Raw genomic sequence first — 23,972 nt, forward strand, 5'->3', positions numbered from 1 at the left:
GTTCTTCTGCCGCGCACCTTACCCTATAAACTGCCGCGGGATGTCGGAAGCAACAGGCGCACTCCGGGCTTCCGACTTGCCCTATGGTTTAACAAGCTTTGTTGACTTACCTGTGGTGTCTCCTATTATTCCAGAGCCCAATTTGAAACCTCAAGAGGGTAATTGAATAGCCGACTTTTTGTAATCCGGGGGAACGGGAAGCTTTTATGTGCGATCGTACATCAAAGCTCTTGTGCGGTAAGCATCCTCTAGCCCTTGACTTTATTTTCGCTCCATGTGTAATGTAAAACGTAATACCATAATTGACACCAATTTTCATCCATCTTTTGACGGAAGCAATCAGCTACTACTTTAGCCCGATAATAGCAATACCATCCCCAAAAACTCATTAGAGCTAGGGTTGCTGCCGCCTGAACCCGCACTGCGACCAGATGTCTTGCACCATCAACGCTGAAGCAGCGGAAAACCCCTTCAAACTCCCCAAAGGTAACGGTCATGTCAACTGCACAGATAACAAGCGCCAATTCAAATAATGGTTATGCCAAACAGTTACTCAGAACCTTAGTAGCTGTCAAAAAAGGGGACTTTTCAGTTCGGATGCCCATAGACCAGACCGGTCTAGCGGGCAAAATTGCTGACGAACTTAACGACATTATCGAGCTCAATGAGAGAATGGCGGCCGAACTCGAGCGAATTGGCACAGTTGTCGGTAAAGAAGGCAAAATCGCCCAGCGGGCCACCATCGGCAGCGCCGAGGGGTCATGGTCAGCTAGCGTAAATTCTGTCAATACCCTAATTACAGATTTAGTGCAACCAACCTCTGAAACCGCCAGAGTAATTCGGGCCGTAGCAAAAGGAGATTTATCGCAAACCATCGCCTTAGAAATAGAAGACAGACCCCTCAAAGGAGAATTCCTTCAAACAGCGCAAATTGTTAACACAATGGTAGACCAGTTGAGCTCCTTTGCGTCGGAAGTAACGCGGGTTGCTAGGGAAGTGGGAACCGAAGGCAAATTAGGCGTGCAAGCTGAAGTTAAAGGAGTTGCAGGAACCTGGAAAGATTTAACGGATTCAGTTAACTCGATGGCCGGCAATTTAACAGCACAAGTGCGGAACATTGCTGACGTGACAACCGCTGTGGCAAATGGCGATTTATCCAAAAAAATTACAGTAGATGTTAAAGGCGAAATTCTCGAACTGAAAAACACGATTAATATCATGGTGGATCAGTTGAGTTCCTTCGCATCTGAAGTAACGCGGGTGGCGAGAGAAGTAGGAACCGAAGGCAAATTAGGCGTGCAAGCTGAAGTGCGGGGAGTAGCAGGAACCTGGAAAGATTTAACGGATTCAGTTAACTCGATGGCTGGCAATTTAACAGCACAAGTACGGAACATTGCCGACGTGACGACTGCTGTGGCAAATGGGGACTTATCTAAAAAAATTACTGTAGATGTTAAAGGTGAAATTCTGGAGTTAAAAAACACGATTAACATCATGGTGGATCAGTTAAATTCCTTCGCATCTGAAGTAACACGGGTGGCGAGAGAAGTAGGTTCCGAAGGCAAACTCGGCGGTCAAGCAGAAGTTAAAGGAGTTGCGGGAACTTGGAAGGATTTAACCGATAGCGTTAACTTCATGGCAGGCAGTTTGACAGCACAAGTGCGGAACATCGCTGAAGTGACAACCGCTGTGGCAAAGGGCGATTTATCTAAGAAAATTACCGTCGATGTTAAAGGCGAAATTCTCGAACTCAAAAACACCGTCAACACGATGGTTGACCAGTTAAATTCCTTCGCATCTGAAGTAACTAGAGTTGCTAGGGAAGTGGGGACGGAAGGGAAATTAGGCGTACAAGCTGAAGTGCAGGAAGTAGCAGGAACCTGGAAAGATTTAACGGATTCAGTTAACTCAATGGCTGGGAATTTAACAGCACAAGTCCGCAACATTGCTGAGGTGACGACGGCTGTTGCTAACGGTGACTTATCTAAAAAAATTACGGTACAGGTTAAAGGCGAAATTTTAGAACTGAAAAACACCATTAACGTGATGGTGGATCAGCTTAATTCCTTCGCTTCTGAAGTCACGCGGGTGGCTAGAGAAGTGGGTTCAGAAGGTAAACTGGGCGGGCAAGCGGATGTCCGAGGCGTAGCAGGAACTTGGAAGGATTTAACGGATTCAGTTAATTTTATGGCGGGTAGTTTGACGGAGCAAGTACGGAATATTGCGGCTGTTACGACGGCTGTGGCAAATGGCGATTTATCTAAGAAAATTACTGTCGATGTTAAAGGTGAAATTCTCGAACTGAAAAACACTGTCAACACGATGGTGGATCAGTTAAATTCCTTCGCGTCGGAAGTAACGCGGGTTGCTAGGGAAGTAGGAACCGAAGGGAAATTAGGCGTGCAAGCTGAAGTTAAAGGAGTTGCTGGAACTTGGAAAGATTTAACGGATTCAGTTAACTCGATGGCGGGGAATTTAACAGCACAAGTGCGTAACATTGCCGAAGTGACAACGGCTGTGGCAAATGGCGATTTATCCAAAAAAATTACAGTAGATGTTAAAGGGGAAATTCTCGAACTGAAAAACACGATTAACATCATGGTGGATCAGTTGAGTTCCTTCGCATCTGAAGTAACCAGAGTTGCTAGGGAAGTGGGAACGGAAGGTAAATTAGGTGTGCAAGCTTACGTGCGGGGTGTAGGGGGAACTTGGAAAGATTTAACCGATAATGTTAACTTGATGGCGGGGAATTTGACGGCGCAGGTGCGGAATATTGCGGAAGTGACGAAAGCGGTGGCAAATGGCGATTTGTCTAAGAAAATCACCGTCGATGTCAAAGGCGAAATTCTGGAGTTGAAAGATACTATTAACGTCATGGTAGATCAGCTTAATTCCTTCGCTTCTGAGGTGACGCGGGTGGCGCGGGAGGTTGGAACTGAGGGTAAATTGGGCGGTCAAGCTGACGTGAAAGGAGTTGCGGGAACTTGGAAAGATTTAACCGATAATGTTAACTCGATGGCGGGGAATTTGACTGCGCAAGTGCGGGGTATTGCTAAAGTTGTGACGGCGGTGGCGAATGGCGATTTGAAGCGGAAATTAATGCTGGAAGCAAAGGGAGAAATTGCGACTCTGGCAGATACGATTAACGAGATGATCGACACGCTGGCGACGTTTGCGGATCAAGTTAGTACGGTGGCGCGGGAGGTGGGAATTGAAGGGAAGTTAGGCGGTCAGGCGAAGGTTCCCGGGGCGGCGGGAACGTGGCGAGATTTGACGGATAATGTGAATGAGTTGGCGGCGAATTTGACTACTCAGGTGCGCGCTATCGCCGAAGTGGCAATTGGTGTTACTAAAGGCGATTTAACGAGGTCAATTTCCGTCGCTGCTGAAGGAGAAGTTGCGATCGTCAAGGACAACATCAACCAGATGATTGCCAATCTCCGGGAGACAACGCAGAAAAATACCGAGCAAGATTGGCTCAAGACCAACCTCGCTAAGTTCACTCGAATGCTGCAAGGTCAGCGGGATTTAGAAACAGTTTCTAAATTAATTTTATCAGAATTAACGCCGCTGGTTTCTGCTCAGCATGGCGTCTTCTTTATGATGGAAACTGTAGAACACGACCCCTTCCTCAAACTGTTAAGTACCTACGCCTACCGGGAACGTAAAAGCTTAGGAAATAAATTCCATTTAGGCGAAGGTTTGGTGGGACAGTGCGCCCTAGAAAAGGAACGAATACTGTTGACAGAAGTGCCGGACAACTACGTTAAAATTAGCTCGGGTCTGGGAGAATCTACGCCGCTGAATGTCGTGGTTTTACCTGTACTGTTTGAAGGGCAGGTGACAGCGGTAATTGAGCTAGCTTCGTTCCGCCGCTTCAGCGAAATTCACTTAACATTCCTCGACCAACTCACGGAAAGTATCGCCATTGTTTTAAATACAATTGCGGCGAGTATGCGGACGGAAGAGTTGCTGAAACAGTCGCAATCTTTGGCAGAAGAGTTGCAAGCTCAGCAAAAGGAACTAACGGAAACTAACAAGCGGCTAGAACAGCAAGCGCAGTTGCAGCAGACGAATGAGGAACTGCTGAAGAAGCAGCAGGAAGAGTTGCAACAAACGAATGAAGAACTAGAAGAACAAGCTGAATTGCTAGCGCTACAAAATAAGGAAGTTGAGCGGAAAAACCGAGATATCGAACAGGCGAGGGGGTTATTGGAAGAAAGAGCCGAACAGTTGGCTTTAACTTCTAAGTATAAGTCGGAGTTTCTGGCAAATATGTCTCACGAGTTGCGAACTCCGCTGAATTCGCTGTTGATTCTCGCTCGATTGCTTACTGACAATACTGAAGGCAATTTGACTCTGAAGCAAGTTGAATACACGCGCACAATTTACTCGGCGGGAACAGATTTGTTAGGGCTGATTAATGACATCTTGGATCTAGCTAAGATTGAATCAGGCACGATGTCGGTGGAAATTGAGCAAGTGTTGTTTGCCGACTTGCGAGATCATTTGGATCGAACTTTCCGCCAAATCGCCCAGGATAAGAAGTTGAGTTTTCAATTAGAGCTTGAGGGTGGGTTGCCAAAAGGTCTCTATACTGATGCTAAACGGCTGCAACAAGTTTTGAAGAATCTGCTCTCTAATGCGTTTAAGTTTACAGAGCGGGGTGAGGTGAAATTGCGTGTCGAAGTAGCGCGGGAAGGGTGGAGTTTAGAGATAGAAAGTTTAAGGAGTTCCCCTACGGTTTTGGCTTTCTCAGTTAGCGATACGGGGATTGGGATTTCTGCTGAAAAACACAGGGTTATTTTTGAGGCTTTCCAACAAGCTGATGGTAGCACTAGCCGCAAATACGGGGGTACGGGTTTGGGTTTGTCAATTAGTAGAGAAATCGCTAATCTATTAGGTGGAGAAATTAAATTGACAAGCCGCCCGGGTGAGGGTAGTAGGTTCACGCTTTATCTGCCGCAAACTTACCAAGAATCGCGAATAATCAATGAGAGGGAATCGGGAATGGGCAAGCAAACGGCTCAATTACCGGCTGCTATTTCTTCAGCAGTTCCTTCGCCGAATTTCCACTTGCCGATCGCCCCTTATCCATCACCTATTATCGCTGATGACCGGGAAACTGTCGAACCCGGCGATCGCGTACTGTTGATTATTGAAGATGACGTAAATTTCGCTCGCATTCTTTTGGATATGGCGCGGGATCAGGGTTTTAAAGGTTTAGTGGCTTTGCGGAGCGATATCGGTTTGGCGATGGCGCGAGAGTTCAAGCCAACTGCGATTATGCTGGATCTCAATTTGCCTGTGATGGATGGCTGGACAGTGCTGGATCGCTTAAAGCACGATCCGAATACGCGCCACATTCCGGTTCACATTGTATCAGTTGAAGAAGGGCGGCAGCGCAGTTTGCAGTTAGGGGCGATCGCCTATTTGCAAAAACCTGTTAGCAGCGAAGCTTTGAGCAAAGCTTTGACTGATATTAAGGGTTTTGTCGATCGGCGAGTCAAGAATCTGCTAGTCGTGGAAGACGACGAAACGCAGCGTCTCAGCATTGTGGATTTAATCGGCAATCACGATGTTTCTACAACGGCTGTGGGGAGTGGTGCAGAGGCGCTAGCAACTTTGAAATTGGGGTCTTTTGACTGCATTGTACTCGATTTGGGACTGCCAGATATGACGGGTTTTGAACTGATCGAGCAGATCAAGCAAGATGCAAATTTAAAAAGTCTGCCGATTATTGTTTATACAGGCAAAGAGTTGACGAGAGCCGAAGAAACTCAACTGAAGCGCATGGCGGAAACCATTATTGTTAAAGATGTGCGATCGCCGGAACGTTTGTTAGATGAAACAGCTTTGTTCCTGCACCGAGTTCAAGCAAATTTGCCGGAACCGAAGCGCCAAATGCTAGAGCAATTATATCAAACTGATTCGACGCTCGCGGGAAAAAAAGTCTTGATTGTTGACGACGATATGCGGAATATTTTCGCGCTGACGAGTATGCTGGAGCGCCATCAAATGGAAATTGTGTTTGCTGAAAACGGCAGACAGGGTATTGCTACATTGCAAAATACGCCTGACATAAATATTGTGTTGATGGACGTGATGATGCCAGAGATGGACGGTTACGAAACAATGCAAGCAATTCGTAATATGCCTCAATTCGCTTCTCTGCCCATGATTGCTCTTACTGCCAAAGCTATGAAGGGCGATCGGGAAAAATGTATCGAAGCTGGGGCGTCTGACTATATTACCAAACCTGTTGATACCGAACAGTTGCTCTCGCTGCTGCGTGTTTGGCTTTATAGATAATGGAAAGAAGGAAGAGGGAAGAAGGAATAAGGAGCAATTATGAAAGAACTAATTCCCAATTCCCAATTCCCAATTCCCAATTCCCAATTCCTAATAACCCATTCCCAATAACAATAAATAATTTTAAATGCCCCCAAGCCATGAACTTGAAACAATCGAAATTCAACTCCTACTAGAGGGAATGTTTCGCTATTACGGATTTGATTTTCGCAATTATGCTCTTGCCTCTCTCAAGCGCCGCATTTGGAACACTATTCGCTCGGAACAACTCACAACTGTCTCGGCACTTCAGGAAAAGGTACTCCACCATCCGGGCTACCTAGACCGTTTCCTGCTGGACATTTCTGTCAATGTAACGGCGATGTTTCGGGATCCCAGCTTTTACGTTAGTTTCAGAAATAAAGTGGTGCCACTGCTGCGTACTTATCCTTTTATTCGGATTTGGCACGCTGGATGTTCAACGGGAGAAGAAGTCTATTCTATGGCAATCTTGCTGCAAGAAGAAGGACTTTATGACCGCTGTAGGATTTACGCTACTGACATGAATGAATTAGTGTTGAAGACAGCAAAAACAGGTATCTTCCCCCTGAAACAAATGCAAGAATATACGCAACTCTACCACCAAGCAGGGGGCAAAAAAGCATTTTCTGAGTATTACACTGCTGCCTATGAAAATGCGATTTTTCGCTCTTCTCTTAAAGAGAATATTGTCTTTGCTCACCACAACTTGGCAACGGATACTTCTTTTAATGAGTTTAATGTAATCTTGTGCCGGAATGTGCTGATTTATTTCAATTCATCCCTCCAAGATCGGGTACACAAGCTTTTTTATGACAGCCTGGCAATGTTTGGAGTTTTAGGGCTGGGACATCAGGAGTCTCTGAATTTTACACTTTATGAAAAACACTATGAACCAATTGAACGTAGTGATAAACTATACCGCAGAGTTAAATAAAAAAAAATTTGAAATAGTGGTTGTTGGCACGTCTTTGGGAGGGCTACAGGCTCTGACTGTGCTGCTGGCAAATTTGCCGCAAAGCTTTCCTTTGCCTGTAGTTATTGTCCAACACCGCCATAAGAGTTCTCAGGATAGGCTTAGTGATTTTTTACAACAGCAAAGTGCTCTCCAAATCACAGAGGCAGAAGACAAAGAGCCGATCGCCCCAGGACGGGTTTATTTGGCTCCTGCTGACTATCACTTGCTCATAGAATCGCCCCGCGAGTGGCAGCAGAACGTGTCTGAAAACGACTTTACAAGTTGGGGGAGGGTTGCATTGGAGCCAATGCACAATTCAAAATCCCCAATCGTCTGCCGCGGAACTCCTACATTTGCACTATCAACTGAGGGTCCTGTGTGTTATGCGCGGCCCTCAATCGATGTGCTGTTTGAGTCTGCTGCGGATGCCTTCGGGGAGAAAGTTATCGGGATAATTTTAACGGGAGCTAATTCTGATGGCAGTGAAGGGCTGGCAAAAATTAAAGCTGAGGGAGGGTTGACATTTGTGGAGGAACCGGCCTCTGCTCTATGCCGGACCATGCCGGCCTCCGCGATCGCAAATGTTGAAGTAGACTGGATTTTACCCCTCTCTAAAATCGCTCCCTGTTTAGTCAATTTGCTAAGAATTAAAGATTAAAAAAATTATGAATCTGCAGTCCCCCGATCGAGTAAATGTCCTTTTAGTTGACGATCGCCCAGAAAATTTGGTGGCTCTAGAAGCTATCCTCAACAGCCCCTCTTATAATCTAGTACAAGCTAATTCTGGCGCGGAGGCTCTGAGATGTCTGCTTAATGAAGATTTTGCGGTAATTTTGCTTGATGTGCAGATGCCGGGAATGGATGGATTTGAGACAGCAACATTGATTCGGTCTAGAGATAGATCGCGATCGACTCCGATTATTTTTATCACAGCATTCAGCAGTAATGATACCCACGTGTTTAAAGGTTATTCTTTGGGTGCGGTGGATTACCTCTTCAAACCCTTGGAACCGGAAATATTGACATCGAAAGTGCAGGTGTTTGTCGAATTGTTCCAAAAAACAGTCGAAGTGAAGCAGCAAGCAACACAGTTAGCTGCTGTTAATAGTGAACTAACTAAAAGTGAAGAGCGGTTTCGCACTTTGTGTGCTTGTTCGCCGCTGGGAATTTACTTAGCTGACGTTGAAGGCCGCTGTACTTACATGAATCCCCGCTGTCAAGCGATTTCCGGGTTAATTTTGGAGTCAAGTTTGGCAGAGGTTTGGCAACGGTCGGTTCATCCAGACGATCGCGATCGCGTAGTGGCACATTTGTCAGCATGGATAGAAGAAGGGCAGGAATATTCTAACGAGTTTCGATTAGCTGTTAGCGAAACTGTGCGTTGGATTAACGTACACTCGTCGCCAATGTTTTCGGATTTGGGAACATTGATCGGTCACGTGGGCACGGTTAGAGATGTCACTGACCGTAAGCAAGCAGAGGAAGAGCGGGGTCGGCTAATCCACGAGCAGGTGGCGCGGCAGGAAGCTGAGAGAGCTAACCAGATGAAGGATGAATTTCTCGCCATTCTTTCTCACGAACTCCGCACTCCTTTAAATGCTATTCTCGGCTGGTCCAGGCTGCTTCGTGCGAAAAAATTTGACGGAGAAACTATTGATAAAGCTCTAGAAACAATTGAACGCAATGCTAAATCTCAAGCTCAACTTATAGAAGATATTTTAGATGTTTCGCGGATTCTGCGTGGGAAACTAAATTTAAATAAGCATCCGATTCGGTTGGAATCTGTGATCAACCTGGCAATTGATTCTTTGCAGCCGCTGGCTGAGGAAAAATCAATAGTCATAGAATTAACGTGCAGTCCAAATGTAGGTGAAGTTATCGGCGATTTCGATCGCTTGCAGCAAATTGTGTGGAATTTGCTGTCAAATGCGATTAAGTTTACTCCGCAAGAGGGTAAAGTAGAGGTGCGGTTGGAATCAGTTGGCGATGAGGCTCAAATTCAGATAATTGATAGCGGCATTGGTATCGCTCCTGATTTTTTGCCTTATGTTTTCGATCGCTTCCGCCAAGCTGATAGCAGCACAACTAGGTGTTACGGGGGATTGGGACTGGGATTGGCGATCGTCCGTCACTTGGTGGAACTGCACGGCGGTAAGGTGGACGCAGAAAATAATCCGGGCGAGGGTGCGAAATTTACGGTGGCTCTACCTGTTGTACAGAGGAACGCCCGAGGTGTAGAGGATGGTTTGTCGCAGCTCAATGAGCCGGCAGAGGCTCTCCCAGCTCTGGTTAATTTGCAGTTGCTGGTGGTGGATGATGACGATGACACGCGGGAGTTTTTGATTGCTTTACTGGAGGAGGAAGGAGCTATGGTGCGATCCGCCGCATCGGTGGCCGAGGCTCTAGCTGCACTGGAGAGTTCTTGGCCGGATGTGCTGCTGAGCGACATTGGAATGCCCGGATCGGACGGCTACGAGTTGATCGCGCGGGTGAGAGAAATGGAAGTGCTCAGGGGTGGAAAGATGCCTGCGATCGCCCTGACGGCCTACGCCAGAGAGTCCGAGCGCCAGCAAGCGCTGCAAGCTGGTTTCCAGATGCACTTATCTAAACCAGTTGAGGTAACTGAGTTAATTGCCGGAATTGCTAACCTCGCAGGAATACTCGAAAATCCCGAGCCGACGGACTCGGCGGTTGAAACCGCTTTTGTGACCCCCCAATCCCGTGCCGATTACTGATAATAATATTAAGCTAGTTTAAAGGACAAGCGATCGACAGTTCGGAACAAGAGACCCGTTTTTACCCAAAAAGCCGGATATTTGCCGTTTTTTTGCTTCAACCTGCCGTCAAAGTACAAAATTACCCGCCAATTAATACATGAATATTTTTAGCAGTCTGCTTTCTGGGCCAACTCAAGCACCCCAAGTCAAAAAACAGCGTCGAGGCATTGAAATTAAGTCGGAACGCGAAATCGAAATTATGCGGCAGGCCGCGAAAATCGTTGCAACGGTACTCAAAGAAATTTCCCAAATGGTGAAACCGGGAATGACTACTGCTGATTTAGATGCTTACGCGGAAAAACGCATCCGTTCTATGGGTGCAACTCCGAGTTTTAAAGGCTATCACGGTTTTCCCGGATCGATTTGCTCTAGCATTAATAACGAAGTTGTTCATGGCATTCCCAGTGCCAAAAAGGTAATTCGGGCAGGAGATGTTCTCAAGGTAGATACTGGGGCATATTATCAAGGTTTTCACGGCGATTCTTGCATCACGATCGCAGTTGTGGAAGTGACTCCCGAATCTGCAAAATTAATCCGAGTCGCAGAAGAAGCTCTCTACAAAGGCATCGAACAAGTGAAAGCTGGAGCGTATTTGCTCGATCTGGCTGGTGCGATCGAAGATCATGTCAAAAGCAACGGTTTTAGCATCGTTGAGGAGTTTACTGGCCACGGTGTCGGGCGAAATTTGCACGAGGAACCGTCGGTTTTCAATTTCCGCACCCGCGAAATGCCGAACGTGAAATTGCGCTCGGGGATGACATTGGCGATCGAACCGATTCTGAATGCGGGTTCTAAGTACACTCGGACGCTTTCTGACAAGTGGACTGCTGTAACGGTTGACAATGCTATGTCGGCTCAGTTTGAGCATACTGTGTTGGTGACGGAAACAGGCTATGAAATTTTGACCGATCGTTCAAAAGTTTAACTAGAAAGGTTCAATAATAATTTTGAGTTTTGAGTTTTGAGTTTTGAATTAAAGATTTAATCAGTTTTTTATCGTTAGATCAAAACACAGCTCAAAACTCTGGAGTTTAACAACAATTTTTTGAGATCCTTCGAGAGATGGAGTGACAATAAGAGTTAAATGCGGCTAAATTAAAAGATACTGGTAAAGCGTAAGGGTAAGAGATATGTCAGCACGATTATTATTGGTAGACGATGAACCGGGCTTGCGGGAAGCGGTACAAGCTTATTTGGAAGATAGCGATTTTGCGGTTGAGGTTGCCAGTAATGCTCGGGATGGGTGGGAACTCTTGCAGCAGTACAATCCGGATTTGGTGATTTCAGACATTATGATGCCGCAGGTGGACGGTTATCAGTTTCTTAAGCAAGTGCGGGAAGATCCTCGCTATAAGGCTTTGCCGGTGGTGTTTTTAACTGCTAAGGGGATGACGGGCGATCGCATTCAGGGCTATCAAGCAGGCTGCGATGCTTATCTTTCTAAGCCCTTCGATCCCGACGAGTTAGTAGCAATTGTAACGAATTTGCTGGCCCGCCGCGCGGCTGCTAAGGAGACGGGCGAAAGTGCTGAAAGTCCCGATATTGCTGCTTTGACAAGCCAAATGGCGAGAATTGAGTCTTTGCTGAGCGGGCGGAGTTCGATCGCCCAAAGTCCTTCGCCGATTAAAATTGATTTGACTCCGCGAGAACAAAGTGTTTTGGATTTGGTTGCTCAAGGTTTGATGAATAAAGAAATTGCCCGCCGCTTGGAAACTAGCGTGCGCAATGTGGAAAAGTACGTCAGCCGTTTGTTTAGCAAGACGGGTACTAACAGCCGTACTGAGTTGGTTCGCTTCGCTCTCGAACACGGCTTGACTAAGTAGAAGCCCTCTCGACTTTGCTGGAGGCTCTGCTTCGCCGCTCTGCGTTACCAGGCTCTTCCCATTGGTGACAACTTAAGCTTCTAGTCCGCCAGGGAATGAATTCGACGGGGTTAGCTAAAGTCCTCGCTATGAGGACTAATGAGTTCTTCAGTCCTCATAGCGAGGACTTTAGCTTTGAGAGAGACTGAGACAGGGGTTTCAACAAGAACCGGACTATCGGTTTTACGTTAAGTTGTCAGGAATGCGCTCTTCCTGGTAACGATAATTATGCAAAAAATTAGAAATGTTAAGATATAAGTCTTGACAGATATCTGGTGGCTGTGGTATATCACATCAGCTTGCTGGTGGCAGCGCGGGGTGCGATTCCCTACGGGATAGCTACGCCGCGCGTACTTCTCACTGCTTTGAGTCTGAGATGAACACTCGCAAAGGCTGGGGAATTACTTAACGGGAAAACCTGACTGTTTAAGAGTTTTCACGTAGTAAATAGAAAGGCAAACAGTTGACCGGATACCCTCCGTAAAGCAAACTTGTAGCGAAGTGTCACAGATGAGGTTATATTTTCTCAGAAAAGAAACCACTATTCATTAATGACTGCGCAGGAAAGTAGCGGCCGATGTTGAATGTATAGCAGCACAAAAGTTTAGTTTGTACCAGGAGGATAGCATGAGGAAAATCACGGCGCGACAAACGATAAGTGCCATAGTAGCACTGCCGATCGTACTAATAGCCAATACCACTCAAGCTTTGGCCGCTGATACCGATCAGAAAATAGATCCAATTAAGAAAGTTTCGGATTTTGGCGATGAGCTTGATTTTGATATTGGCGCACCAACAACAATCAGCATTGAAGAAAGCGAGGATTGGGATGAACCTGATTTTGCAGCTACTTTAGATATGGAGATTAGTAAATTTATGACCAACAATCTTCAAGCTGTAATTGATGAGCCGCCGCCGGTAGTTTATCTCAGTGATGTGAGGGGCCAGTCAACCCGGGAATGCCGGATTTCTGGCATCTGCGAATAACTGAATCGGATTTGTGCGATTTGGGCTATGGCTGGGAACCCCGCAAACTACGACTCTTTAGCTGGGTACAATTTGAGCCATCATCAAGATTTCTGTAAAATCCGGTTGATTTTGCTGAGAATATGCGAATAACAGAGTATGTATTTTTTGGGTATGTTTTAATTTGATCCGCTACAACAATAAGTATGCAGGCAGAAATAAACTTAACTAATTGATGGTTCCCGGTGAGGGGAAATTGCCAAAACGGGCAGAAATAAACTTAACTATGTGATGGTTCGCTGTGATTTGCGAACGCAAAAACTGGTACAAGTAAGCTTATAGCAACCGCAAAAACGGTTAGTTATGAATTTGTTAATTGCACTTTATGCGGTCGATCCCTTCTTGCTGACCTCCGTTACATCCGTTACATCCGGTACATTGCTCGTTGCCGAACTTCCTTCTATCCGTTACATCCGAAGAAAGCGAATCCGTTGCCGAACTTCTTTTGATCGGCAGTTGACAGTACCTATTCTGAGAAACTTTTTCAAATATTAATTATGATTAATTCCCACTGCCAGCAAGACACCGCAGCACAGCAAAACAAAAGTTCGCTGCAAACTCTTTCCCGGACTCTGAGAATGTCTCAGGGGCAATTTTCGCTGATGTTGGTGCGGTGCAATTACAGTGCCATGAGAGAGGAAACTGTACGGCAATTGCGCGAGGAGTCTGGTATCGAGATTCGAGAACTTGTCCTCCCGGCATCTGTTAAAACTCTTTACACGACGATAGAAACCGAACTTTCCGGCAAGCATCCGCCAGCTTTAATGGTGTTTGGATTGGAATCGGTAAGCGCGATCGATCGAGTCCTGACTTCTACCAACTACGTTAGGGAAGAATTTCGGAATAATTTTCCCTTCCCGGTGGTGCTGTGGGTGACAGACAAAATTTTAAAAAAACTGATTCGGTTAGTAACAGATATCGAGACTTGGACGACAACTGTTGAATTTGTACTCGGCCCAGACGACTTGGTGGATTTCCTGGGTAAAAGTGCCGATCGCATTTTTTCCAACATTTTAGAAAGCGGCAATTGGCGTTTAAGTAATTCTGCCATTCTCGGAACCAACTCTTTGACTGAATTAGAGTCCGCTAGCCAAGACTTGCAAACTTGCAACATCAGGTTAGAACCCGCTATTGAAGCGAGTTTGCAATTTATTCGCGGTCGGGACGAATATGCTTGTCACCGCATCCCGGCTGCTCTTGCATTGTATCAAAAAAGTCTCAATTTTTGGAAGTATCAAGTACCATTTATTGGCGCAAAGACAGAATTTAGCAATTTGTTATTTACCGTTCATCCGGCCCCGGTGTTAGAGGGAATTATGCTATTCCACATCGGTCTTTGCTACCGCTTCCAAGCAGAAAGACACCGCAGCGGGAACCGTCCTTACTGGACGGAAGCTAAGAATTATTTTCAGGAATGTATAGATGTTTTAGAACGCGCAGGACGGTCGGATGCAGTTGGTATATTCATCAATCAACTCGGCGAAGTATTACAGCATTTAGAAGATTGGGATGCACTCTGGAATTTAGCTATCAAAGCTCGGAGGTTACATCAAAAGATGGAAAATTCAGCAGTTAATTTGGCTCAAGATTACGGCTTTTTGGCTAGAGTAGCCTTAGAGCAAAAGAACTGGCAAGGGGCAAAAGAATGGGCTTTAGTCGCTCTAAACGTTCTCAACTCGAATTTAGAAGCGACGGGACATGGAACGCCTGTAAAGTCGCAGCATCAAGGCTTATATCTGTTAATTTTAGCAGAAGCTCAGAGCCAGTTGGGTGAGATGGAGGAGGCGATCGCGCATTTAGAGCTTGCTCGCTCGGAAACCGAACCGTGCTACAACCCGCAACTGTACTTGCGGATTTTAGAAATGCTGCGATCGCTCTATTTTATGCGGGGAGAATATCTCGAAGCATTTCAAATTAAGCAAGATTATCGAGCGGTGGAACATACATATCGGTTCCGAGCTTTTATTGGAGCCGGAAAGTTGCAGCCGCACAGAGAAGCGGTTAATTCCGTCGCCGAAACTCTTGCTGGCGCTGCTACTATTGCTGACGAAATTACTGCTTCCGGCAGAGAACAAGACCTCAATCGCTTGATATATAGGATGAACAATACCCCAGACAAACTGACAGTAATTTACGGTCAGTCTGGAGTTGGTAAAAGTTCAATTGTCACCGGGGGATTAGTACCGGCTCTCAAACAAAAAAAAATAGAAATGCGGACTGTTTTGCCGATAGTGCTGCAAGTTTACAACAACTGGCCGCGGGAATTGACCAGACAGTTATCTGCTGGTAAAGCTGAAATATTCTATCCGGAAATTTCCGAAGCAGTAACAGTAGATTTTCCAGTAGATTTTCCAGTAGAAGCAGGCACAGTCACGGGAAATCTTATTTCGGGGTTTAACGGCGGATCGGCTGGGAACAATCAGGATAAAACTGAGCCGTCACACCCAGTAGAATTAATCATAGAACAACAGGCGATAGAATACGAAAACATTATCCAGGCTCTGCAAATAAATTCAGAACATTTAGTGACTGTTCTGATATTCGACCAATTTGAAGAATTTTTTTTCGTGTGGAAAGAGCCAGGGGAAAGGCAGATATTTTTTGATTTTTTAAGGGAATGTTTAAAAATAAAATATTTAAAAGTCATTCTGTCTTTGCGGGAAGATTACCTGCACTATTTATTGGAATTTTCCCGACCAAAAAACCAGACAGGATTCATTAATAATGATATTTTGGAGGACATTCTCAGCAAAGATATTCTGTTCTATTTGGGAAATTTTTCCCTGGGCGATGCGCGATCGGTAATTCGCACTTTAACTGAACGAGCGCAGTTTTACTTAGAACCAGAGCTAATCGAAGAATTAGTCAAAGATTTAGCTGGAGAATTGGGAGAAGTCCGCCCGATCGAACTACAACTTGTCGGCGCTCAACTGCAACAAGAGAACATTAGAACTTTAACTCAATATCAGGAACTTGGCAACAATCCGCAACAAAAATTAGTCGAAAGATTTCTCGAAGAAGTCATCAAAGATTGCGGCCCGGAAAATGAAGTAGCGGCGCGCCGAGTTTTGTATTTGCTGACAGATGAAGACGAGATCCGTCCCCTAAAAACCCGCGCCGAATTAGCCTCAAATTTAGCGACATTTGCCGAAGCTGATAAATTAGATTTAGTCTTAGAACTGTTAGTAAAGTCTGGTTTAGTTTTTAGGTGGACGGAACTGCCGGCAGAGCTTTACCAGCTCGTTCACGATTATCTAGTTAGCTTCATCCGCCAGCAGCAGGAATTAGATAAAAAGGCAGAATTCGAGGAACTGCGAAAGCAAAACCAAATTAACCGAGATGAAATTGAACAAATTCGCAAAGACAGAGAGCGAGATGCTTTGCTGTCGGAATCTAGAGACAAACAGCGTCAAGCTAGAGACAAACAGCACGAAGCGGAAGCTCAACTTTATCAAGCTCGGAGATGGCAATTGCGGGCGGCGGTTCTAGGAGTGCTTGTACTCGGAGGTGTTTCGGCGATGGCATTCGAGCAAGCAAAATTAGCAGAAAGCGCGCGGCAAGAAGCAGAAACCAGTCGGACTGATGCCCTAAATTCGGCGTCGGAAGCTTTGGTGCTTTCTAATGAAAAAAATCAATTAGGAGTGTTGGGAAATAGTATCAAAATCGGCCGTGATTCTCAGAAAAGTACAGCGCTGCCTGTGGACACTAAAAATCAAATTTCTGAAAGACTCAGACAAGCAGTTTCCGGTGTGCAAGAACGCAACCGTTTCGAGCAGCACAGCAAGTTTGTTTTGGATGTGAGTGTCAGTCCCGACGGCAATTTAGTTGCTTCGGCAAGTGCTGACAAAACTGTGAAATTGTGGAGCAAAGAAGGTAAGTTATTAAAAACTTTCAATCACCCAGATAGCGTGACGAGTGTTAGTTTTAGTCCCGATGGGAAAACGATCGCTACTGGTTGTGCCGATCGTACAATTAGAATTTGGCAAGTAGATAACGACAAAAGTGCGATTCCCTACGGGATAGCTCCGCTTCACGGCATTTTATCAGGCCACCGCGATATCGTCACCAGCGTCAGTTTCAGTCCAGACGGCAAAACCCTAGCTTCCGCCAGTCACGACAACACCGTCAAAATCTGGAACCTTGCGAACAAACAACTGCTGCAAACCTTAACCGGACACAAAGACTGGGTGCTCGGCGTCAGTTTCAGTCCCGACGGCCAAACAATTGCCTCAGCAAGTGTTGACAAAACTGTCAAGCTTTGGAACCGAGAAAGTAAAACCCAGAAATTTAAAAATAATCCCAAAACATTAACCAATCATTCTGGAATTGTTTACAGCGTTAAGTTCAGTCCCAACAGTCGAGAACTCGTCTCAGCAAGTGCCGACACCACAGCCAAAATTTGGAACCGAAATGGTGAGGAAATCAGAACTCTCAAAGGACACAACGATGAAGTTGTCAGCGCGAGTTTCAGTCGCGACGGCGAAAAAATTGTCACCGGCAGTGCAGACGATACGGTGAAAGTTTGGAGTCGCAGCGGCACTTTGCTCAACACTTTTCGAGGACATCAAGACGACGTGAGGGGCGTCAGTTTCAGCGGCGACGGCACTATTGCTTCCGCAAGTAAGGACAAAACAGTGAAACTTTGGCAACCGGACAGCACTCCGTTGAATAAGATTTTATCGGGACACGGAGACTGGGTTTACAAAGTTAGTTTTAGTGCTGACGGCAAAACAATTGCTTCTGCTAGCGGAGACAAAACAGTGAGACTTTGGCACGCTGACGGCAGTTTATTCAAAACCTTAGAAGGTCACAAGGATTCTGTTACCTGGGTGAGCATTTCGCCTGATGATAAAACTGTTGCTTCTGCCAGCGATGACAAAACGGTGAAAGTCTGGAATTTAAACGGGAAACTGTTAGATACTCTCAGCCACAGCGGCATTGTCAGAAGCGTGAGTTTTAGTCCAGACGGAAAAATAATTGCCGCCGCAAGTGCCGATCGCAAATTGTACCTCTGGCGCTGGAACGGTGCTAAAGCAACTTTGTTTGCAAAACTCGATCACACCAATCCAGTAATTAGCGTTAGCTTCAGTCCCGACGGCAAAACTATTGCTACTGCTACCGCTGCTGAGGACAAGCCAAGCGGGAAGAAAAAGGCTTTTGAAATTACCGGAGAAAAGAGAGTTTACCTCTGGCAATTTAACGGTTCGTCAGCGAAAATCCTGAAAACTCTCGACCACCGGGACAGCGTTAAAAATGTTAGTTTCAGTCCCGACGGTAAGACTATTGCTGCTGCTTGCGCTGACAAAAAAGTTTATTTATGGGAGTTTGATGGCAAGGTGGCGAATTTAACTGAAAAACTCGACCACAGCGATACTGTAGAAAGCGTGAGTTTTAGTCCTGACGGCAAGTTGATTGCGGCGGCGAGTGGGGGAAATACTGTTAAGCTGTGGGATTTTGACGGCAAGAAGGCGCTGCTATCTAAGACTTTGGAATCGAGCGATCGCGTGTTGAGCGTTACTTTTAGTTCGGACAGCAAAACTCTGGCTTTTGCTAGTAGGGATAGGACTGTAATTCTGTTGCCTGTGGAGAATTTGGAACTGAATAATATTATTGCTCGGAGTTGCGAGTGGTTGGGAGATTATTTGCAAAATGACCCGAATGTTGCTGAGGGCGATCGACTGCTTTGTCTTGGGTTTGGGAAACAGGCGTTAAATAAGAGGAAGTAAACCTGGTTTGTAGTGAGGACTTCATTCCTCTGCCTGCGGATGAAGAAGGACTTGCCTTCCTGACTGCGAACCGAGAGTTGAATTTAGATTAAAATATCTATCTGTTGACTGGTTTTTTAGGCGGTAAATAGGCGGTAAAATTCCAGTAATAAACTTAACTCCTTTGGCGGTTCGCCCGCCGCATCAATCCGCAATTCAAACAAAAGGTAAACCGCATGGATGTCAACTCCCAAAATGTCCAACCAATCCCGCCATTCAACGAGACAAACGAGGAAACACCAAAGATAGGTGGCGGTTTGCCCGTAATTGAGTTTTGGGCAAAGCATACATTGTCTCCAGAAGGCCCAAAACTTTGGAAAACTTTGCTGCACAAAAGTGCTTGTTTGTCCTGTTCTTGGGGCACTGGCGGGCAGAAAGGAGGTTTTACGAATGAAGAAGGCGAAAAACTTCAGCGCTGCATGAAAAGCGTCGAAGCAATCTCTGCTGAAATCAAGCCGGCTATCTCAACTCAATTTTTTGAAAACAAGAGTATTGCGCAACTTCAGCAATTAACTTCAATGGAAGCCGACAGGCTGGGAAGGCTGAGTTTTCCGATGATTTTGCGGGCTGGTTCCTCTCATTACGATCGCATTTCTTGGCAAGAAGTTTATCAAATTGCCGAAGCTGCCTTTCGCAAAACTCCCGAACGAGTCGCATCTTACAGTTCCGGCCGCTCTTCCAACGAAGCGGCTTTTCTGCTGCAATTGATGATGCGGGCGATGGGTTCCAATAACTTAGCAGATTGTTCCGATCTCTGCCACGCTCCCTCGACAACCGGCTTAAGCGAAATGTTTGCCACCCGCACCTCGGTAGTGAGTCTAGAAAACTTGAAGCAAGCAGATTGCGTCGTGCTCGCGGGCAGCAATTCTTCCTACAACCATCCCCGCTTGATGAACGAATTGATTAAAATTCGCGACAAAGGCGGTAAAATAATTGTAATTAACCCGGTCATGGAAATCGGGTTAGTCAAGTTTGGTTCTCCTGCTTTTCCCGTCAAGTCGCTCATCCCCGGTTCCGATATTTCCTCGCTATACTTGCAACCAATTCCCGGTAGCGATACGGCTCTATTTGTCGGCATTCAAAAGTCTGTAATCGAACAAGGATTGCTGGATGAAAAATACTTGCAAGCTTATACAGAAGGCTGGGAAGCAGCAGTCCAGCACGCCCGCGAAACGTCTTGGGAAACTATTACTAAAACCTGCGGAGTTTCCCGCGCAGAAATTGAGGCAGCCGCCAAAATTATCGGCACTTCACAGCGGGTTGTCTTCGGTTGGGCGATGGGAATTACCCAACACGATAACGGTGTAGATAACGTTTTCAGCATCGCCAATACTGCCTTAATGACTGGAAATGTCGGCAAAGAAGGGGCGGGATTAATGCCCGTCAGAGGACACTCAAACGTCCAAGGATTCGGCTCTATGGGCGTCACTGTGAAGCTGAAAAAAGAAATTCAACAAGCTTTAGAAAAGTTATTAAATCGTCCCCTCAGCCCTGTTAAGGGTTACGAAACTCGATCGCTCATTGAAGCAGCAGATGCAGGCAAAGTCGATACACTGATCTGTCTGGGCGGCAACTTGTATGGGGCAAATCCAGATTCAACTCAGGCAAAACGCGCTTTAGGTAAAATTGAAACTATTATTTACCTGGCAACTAAACCGAACTTAGGGCATTTTAGCGGATTGGCAAAACACAATACAATTGTGATTCCTGTACTGAATCGCTTTGAAAACCCCCATAAAACAACGGTGGAATCTGGGAATAATTTTGTGCGTTTAAATGATGAGGGTGAAACTCATCTCAAAAATTCTGATTTGATTCCTGAAGTGCATTTTTTGACAGAATTAGCCAGCAGAATTCACGGCAATTTTCCCGTTGATTGGCGCCAACTTCAAGACACAAAATACGTTCGGCAATTGATTGCTAAAACTATTCCTGGCTATGAAAAAATAGCGACAATTGATGAAACCAAAGAAGAATTCACCATCAGCGGTCGCATTTTTACAGAACCTAAATTCCCTACAGAGTCTGGGAAAGCGAAGATGTTTGTCGCGCCTTTACCTAAGCTGAAATTACCGGAAACCAAAGAGTTTGGAGTACCGGAATCAACAAAGGGTATTGTTGTGGCATTGATGACGGGACGCAGCTATTCTCAGCATAATACTGTCGTCTACAAAATTGATGACAAATACCGGGGAATGCCACACCGCAACTGCATTTTGATGAATAGTGCGGATGCAGAAAGTGTGGGTTTGAAGGAACATCAGCGGGTTACGGTACAGGGAAATGCGGGGAAAATGGAAAATGTCGAGGTGATTTACGGGGCGGTTCGCGTGGGTGCTGCTTTGATGTTTTATCCTGAAGTTAATGTGATTTTTAACCCGGAAATTGAAAAGCGATCGGGTACGCCTGCTTACAAGCGCGTACCTGCTTTTGTTTATGCGGAAAGGTAAAAACAGAATACTATTGATTGCCTCATCGCAATTACGCACACTGACTCAGGGGCGGAAATTCCCATTTTCCCGAATATAAAGTAGATGGCAGCTTTAAACAATAGGCAGCAGGAACCACCTCGATCAACCACCAATTAAACATATCTCGTTGGGCCGCAGCAAAACCAGAAATGGCATCGCCAGTAATGGCATCATACAGAATATCTAAGATGGCATTATAGGCTGTTTTGGTATTGAGTGTTTGCAGCAAGCCATAGAAGATATTATAAGCTTCATCAGCAGCTTGATATCTTCCAATTTTGTTGACATGAGGAAACAAGGTATCTGCCCAAGTTTCTGGGATTTCACCACCATCCTTTAGCCAACACGATACAATTGCTTGAACGATATCAACCTTGTGTTCTTCAGGAAAGTAATGTTTAATGGTCGGTTGAGCTGCTAATGCTATTCCATAAGCCATATAGACGTATCGCTGATGGGATATTGCATCATTAGGCATTCCAAAGGCTGTCATTACTTCTACAAAAGCTTCTTCTACATCGCTGTTTCCGCCTCTTTCGTATAAATCGTCATATTTTCGGTCCCAAACCGTGCGAAGTGTTTGCTGTAATTGATCGGGAATAGTTGAGTTGCTGGGCAACTTGAAATCGGTGTAATGACCTATGTCAAACTGTATCATTGACTTTTCCTCCTTATGTATTTTCCTTAATCGTAAACTAAGAGCCAGCTAATGTTAAGCTTGATATCACTTCCATTCTACCTTCCCCAGAGAAGCCAGTAAAGCCGTTCTTGGCTCTACTGGCTTTTTATCCTATATTTCTACGGATATGGCTCCTTGTAGAAGATAATTACTTGAATGTTCGGGAACAATCTACCAAAGTCTTCATCGCAAGTAGTGTTACACCCAGAACACATCTCCATCTCCGTGTAGAGGTAAAGCCTTCCTGTCGCATCCGAAGGTACACTATCTCCTTCCAATTCTCCTGCAAGTGCATTGAAGAGCTTGTACTCAGCGTGTTTTTCGTTGTAATTATTATTGAGTGATGCTCTGTCAATCCTTGGCTCAAAAAACAACTTTGGCCCACTGTTTTCGCCTGGAATATTGATAGGCTTTTTCTTGCTCGTAGCTTCTTTTCTATAAACTCCACCTGTTGCGAGTTCGAGTTTCGCAGCAGCAGCATTACCAGAATCGATTTTTTTAATACAAATCGATCGAACTTCTAGAGCCTTAGTCCGCAGTTCCTCTACGATATCCGCATAGGACTCAGGTATGTCTTGGGGATACTCGTAATGAAGTGTGTTTCTATAGGGGCTTCCTGTAGTTAAGTTTTTTTTCACGCAATTAATTTGAATTTTACAAATAATTTTATATATAACCTGAGTTAGACATAAGCTTAAAGCCTCGTGTGACTCAGGTATTTTCATTCTACCGTACTTAATAGAACTTGCCAAAACAATTTCTATTAAGTATTCGGATTTTGCAAGGCTCTACCGCGCCAAGTCCATCCCCAACCGGTTTCGGTTTTAATCGCAGAACCGATCGCGATCGCCGCCACTAACGCACCTCCCAAACCTCCCAACCACCAGTATTTCGTCGGACAGTCAGAAATCTCGACACCCAAGCGGCGCAAATTGTAATGCTGCCAAATTACGATTACGGATAAACAAATAGTTAACAAGGTAATTGGCAATTGGTAATTGGTAATTGGTAATTGATAATTGGTAATTGCCAGAATTTCTGCGAAGTCCCCGTTTGCCAGCAAAATACCTAATGCCAACCACGGCATAGGATAAAGAAATAACATAATTGCGGCCATGTAAACCATCGCTACCCAACTGCGGTGAGCACCCAGATACAGATTCTTTGTCCAGCCTTCCCACAATGCGTTCCAAGACCGATACATCCGCACGGATGCCAAATTTGAACCGGAATAAAGTCCGAGCTTTAAAGCCGCACGTTTGATGCGTCTAGCTAGTTCCACATCTTCAACAATTTCGCCGGCAACTGCTTCGTGACCGCCGATTTTTTCGTAGGCCGATCGCCTAAATAGCATGAATGGGCCGCCGGCAAAAGCACTGTCTGTTTTCGAGGGATCGTTGACGGCGGTAAAGTCGTAGCAAACTGCTAGGTGATTGAACATTATCGGCTGCACTAACCACTCGGCAAAACACTCACAAACCAGCGCTGGCATAGAGGTGAACAAGTCTATTTTCTCGGTTTCGGCTGTGGCGATAGCGGTTTCGATCGCCCCTGGTTTGAGCCGCACGTCGGCATCGATAAATAATAAGAAGTCTCCGGTTGCTATCTGAACAGCTTGGGCGCAGGCCCAGTTTTTGCCCGCCCAATATTGGTTCGCAGGTCGCGGCTGACCTGCTAATATTTTAAGCCGGGGGTCGTTGAGATGCTGTTGCAGGGTTTGCCCGATCGCTAGCGTGTCATCTGTCGATCGATCGTCTACAATCAAAACCTCTAGGTTGTCCACAGACAGGGGTGTACTCTCCAAAATGGCGATCGCGCAATCCCGAATATTCTCCGCTTCGTTGTATGCTGGTACGATTACCGAAACTTTGGGGAACTGCGCGGCTGACCCAGGTGAGAGCCTCGCTGAAATTCTGTCGGTTCGAGGCGCATTTTTGACCGATCGGCGCAAATTCTTAGTGTAAGCTCTACTTACTATGAGAGAAAAAATTAGCAGGGTTAACAATATCAAAGCGAACTGACCTCAAATTTTCGGTGCACGATTTGTCTTCCTAAATATTAAAAAATATTAAAACAAAAAGCTAGTCGATCGCCCGGAAAGTTA

13 protein-coding genes are annotated in these 23,972 nt (G+C 45.6%); 9 read left to right on the plus strand and 4 right to left on the minus strand.

All coding sequences use genetic code 11. From position 1 onward, the window contains the following. Nucleotides 1-248 precede the first annotated feature (248 nt). Nucleotides 249-497: a hypothetical protein gene (locus QUA78_RS21475; RefSeq protein ID WP_333302343.1), complete on the minus strand. Its 249-nt coding sequence runs from the start codon at nucleotides 495-497 to the stop codon at nucleotides 249-251. Here QUA78_RS21475 and QUA78_RS21480 point away from each other — a divergent pair. The 9 genes from QUA78_RS21480 to QUA78_RS21520 all read left to right on the plus strand — a co-directional run bounded on the left by QUA78_RS21480 (nucleotide 496) and on the right by QUA78_RS21520 (nucleotide 21,168). Then, nucleotides 496-6,312, plus strand: coding sequence for a HAMP domain-containing protein (locus QUA78_RS21480; protein ID WP_333302342.1), 5,817 nt, complete (start codon nucleotides 496-498; stop codon nucleotides 6,310-6,312). The genes QUA78_RS21475 and QUA78_RS21480 overlap by 2 nt on opposite strands. A gap of 127 nt (nucleotides 6,313-6,439) precedes the next feature. Further along, nucleotides 6,440-7,267: a protein-glutamate O-methyltransferase CheR gene (locus QUA78_RS21485; protein ID WP_333302341.1), complete on the plus strand. Its 828-nt coding sequence runs from the start codon at nucleotides 6,440-6,442 to the stop codon at nucleotides 7,265-7,267. Next, the gene (locus tag QUA78_RS21490; RefSeq protein ID WP_333302340.1) at nucleotides 7,221-7,946 is read left to right on the plus strand and encodes a chemotaxis protein CheB; all 726 of its coding nucleotides are present in this window, start codon (nucleotides 7,221-7,223) and stop codon (nucleotides 7,944-7,946) included. The genes QUA78_RS21485 and QUA78_RS21490 overlap by 47 nt, the downstream gene beginning before the upstream one ends. 7 nt (nucleotides 7,947-7,953) lie before the next feature. Continuing rightward, complete coding sequence (locus QUA78_RS21495) at nucleotides 7,954-10,023, plus strand: response regulator (protein ID WP_333302339.1); 2,070 nt, start codon at nucleotides 7,954-7,956, stop codon at nucleotides 10,021-10,023. Between the two features lie 139 nt (nucleotides 10,024-10,162). Then, on the plus strand, nucleotides 10,163-10,990 hold the full coding sequence (map, locus tag QUA78_RS21500) for a type I methionyl aminopeptidase (RefSeq protein WP_333302338.1): 828 nt from the start codon (nucleotides 10,163-10,165) through the stop codon (nucleotides 10,988-10,990). A gap of 205 nt (nucleotides 10,991-11,195) precedes the next feature. Then, nucleotides 11,196-11,888 carry a response regulator transcription factor gene (locus tag QUA78_RS21505; protein WP_333302337.1) on the plus strand — a complete coding sequence of 231 codons (693 nt, stop codon included), beginning with the start codon at nucleotides 11,196-11,198 and terminating at the stop codon, nucleotides 11,886-11,888. Nucleotides 11,889-12,554: 666 nt separating this feature from the next. Continuing rightward, nucleotides 12,555-12,914: a hypothetical protein gene (locus tag QUA78_RS21510; RefSeq protein WP_333302336.1), complete on the plus strand. Its 360-nt coding sequence runs from the start codon at nucleotides 12,555-12,557 to the stop codon at nucleotides 12,912-12,914. Nucleotides 12,915-13,450: 536 nt separating this feature from the next. Then, nucleotides 13,451-18,679 (plus strand): nSTAND1 domain-containing NTPase, encoded by a 5,229-nt coding sequence (locus QUA78_RS21515; RefSeq protein ID WP_333302335.1) that lies wholly within the window; start codon nucleotides 13,451-13,453, stop codon nucleotides 18,677-18,679. Nucleotides 18,680-18,894: 215 nt separating this feature from the next. Next, nucleotides 18,895-21,168, plus strand: coding sequence for an FdhF/YdeP family oxidoreductase (locus tag QUA78_RS21520; RefSeq protein ID WP_333302334.1), 2,274 nt, complete (start codon nucleotides 18,895-18,897; stop codon nucleotides 21,166-21,168). A 31-nt stretch (nucleotides 21,169-21,199) separates the two neighbouring features. Here QUA78_RS21520 and QUA78_RS21525 read toward each other — a convergent pair whose 3' ends face one another. From QUA78_RS21525 to QUA78_RS21535, 3 genes are all read right to left on the minus strand, one after another. Then, on the minus strand, nucleotides 21,200-21,847 hold the full coding sequence (locus QUA78_RS21525) for a hypothetical protein (protein ID WP_333302333.1): 648 nt from the start codon (nucleotides 21,845-21,847) through the stop codon (nucleotides 21,200-21,202). 140 nt (nucleotides 21,848-21,987) lie between these two features. Then, nucleotides 21,988-22,506 carry a deaminase domain-containing protein gene (locus tag QUA78_RS21530; protein WP_333302332.1) on the minus strand — a complete coding sequence of 173 codons (519 nt, stop codon included), beginning with the start codon at nucleotides 22,504-22,506 and terminating at the stop codon, nucleotides 21,988-21,990. Nucleotides 22,507-22,631: 125 nt separating this feature from the next. Next, complete coding sequence (locus QUA78_RS21535) at nucleotides 22,632-23,879, minus strand: glycosyltransferase family 2 protein (protein ID WP_333302331.1); 1,248 nt, start codon at nucleotides 23,877-23,879, stop codon at nucleotides 22,632-22,634. Nucleotides 23,880-23,972 lie beyond the last annotated feature (93 nt).

It is taken from the genome of Microcoleus sp. K4-B3 (assembly GCF_036704615.1).
In the GTDB taxonomy this organism is placed as follows: Bacteria; Cyanobacteriota; Cyanobacteriia; order Cyanobacteriales; family Microcoleaceae; genus Microcoleus.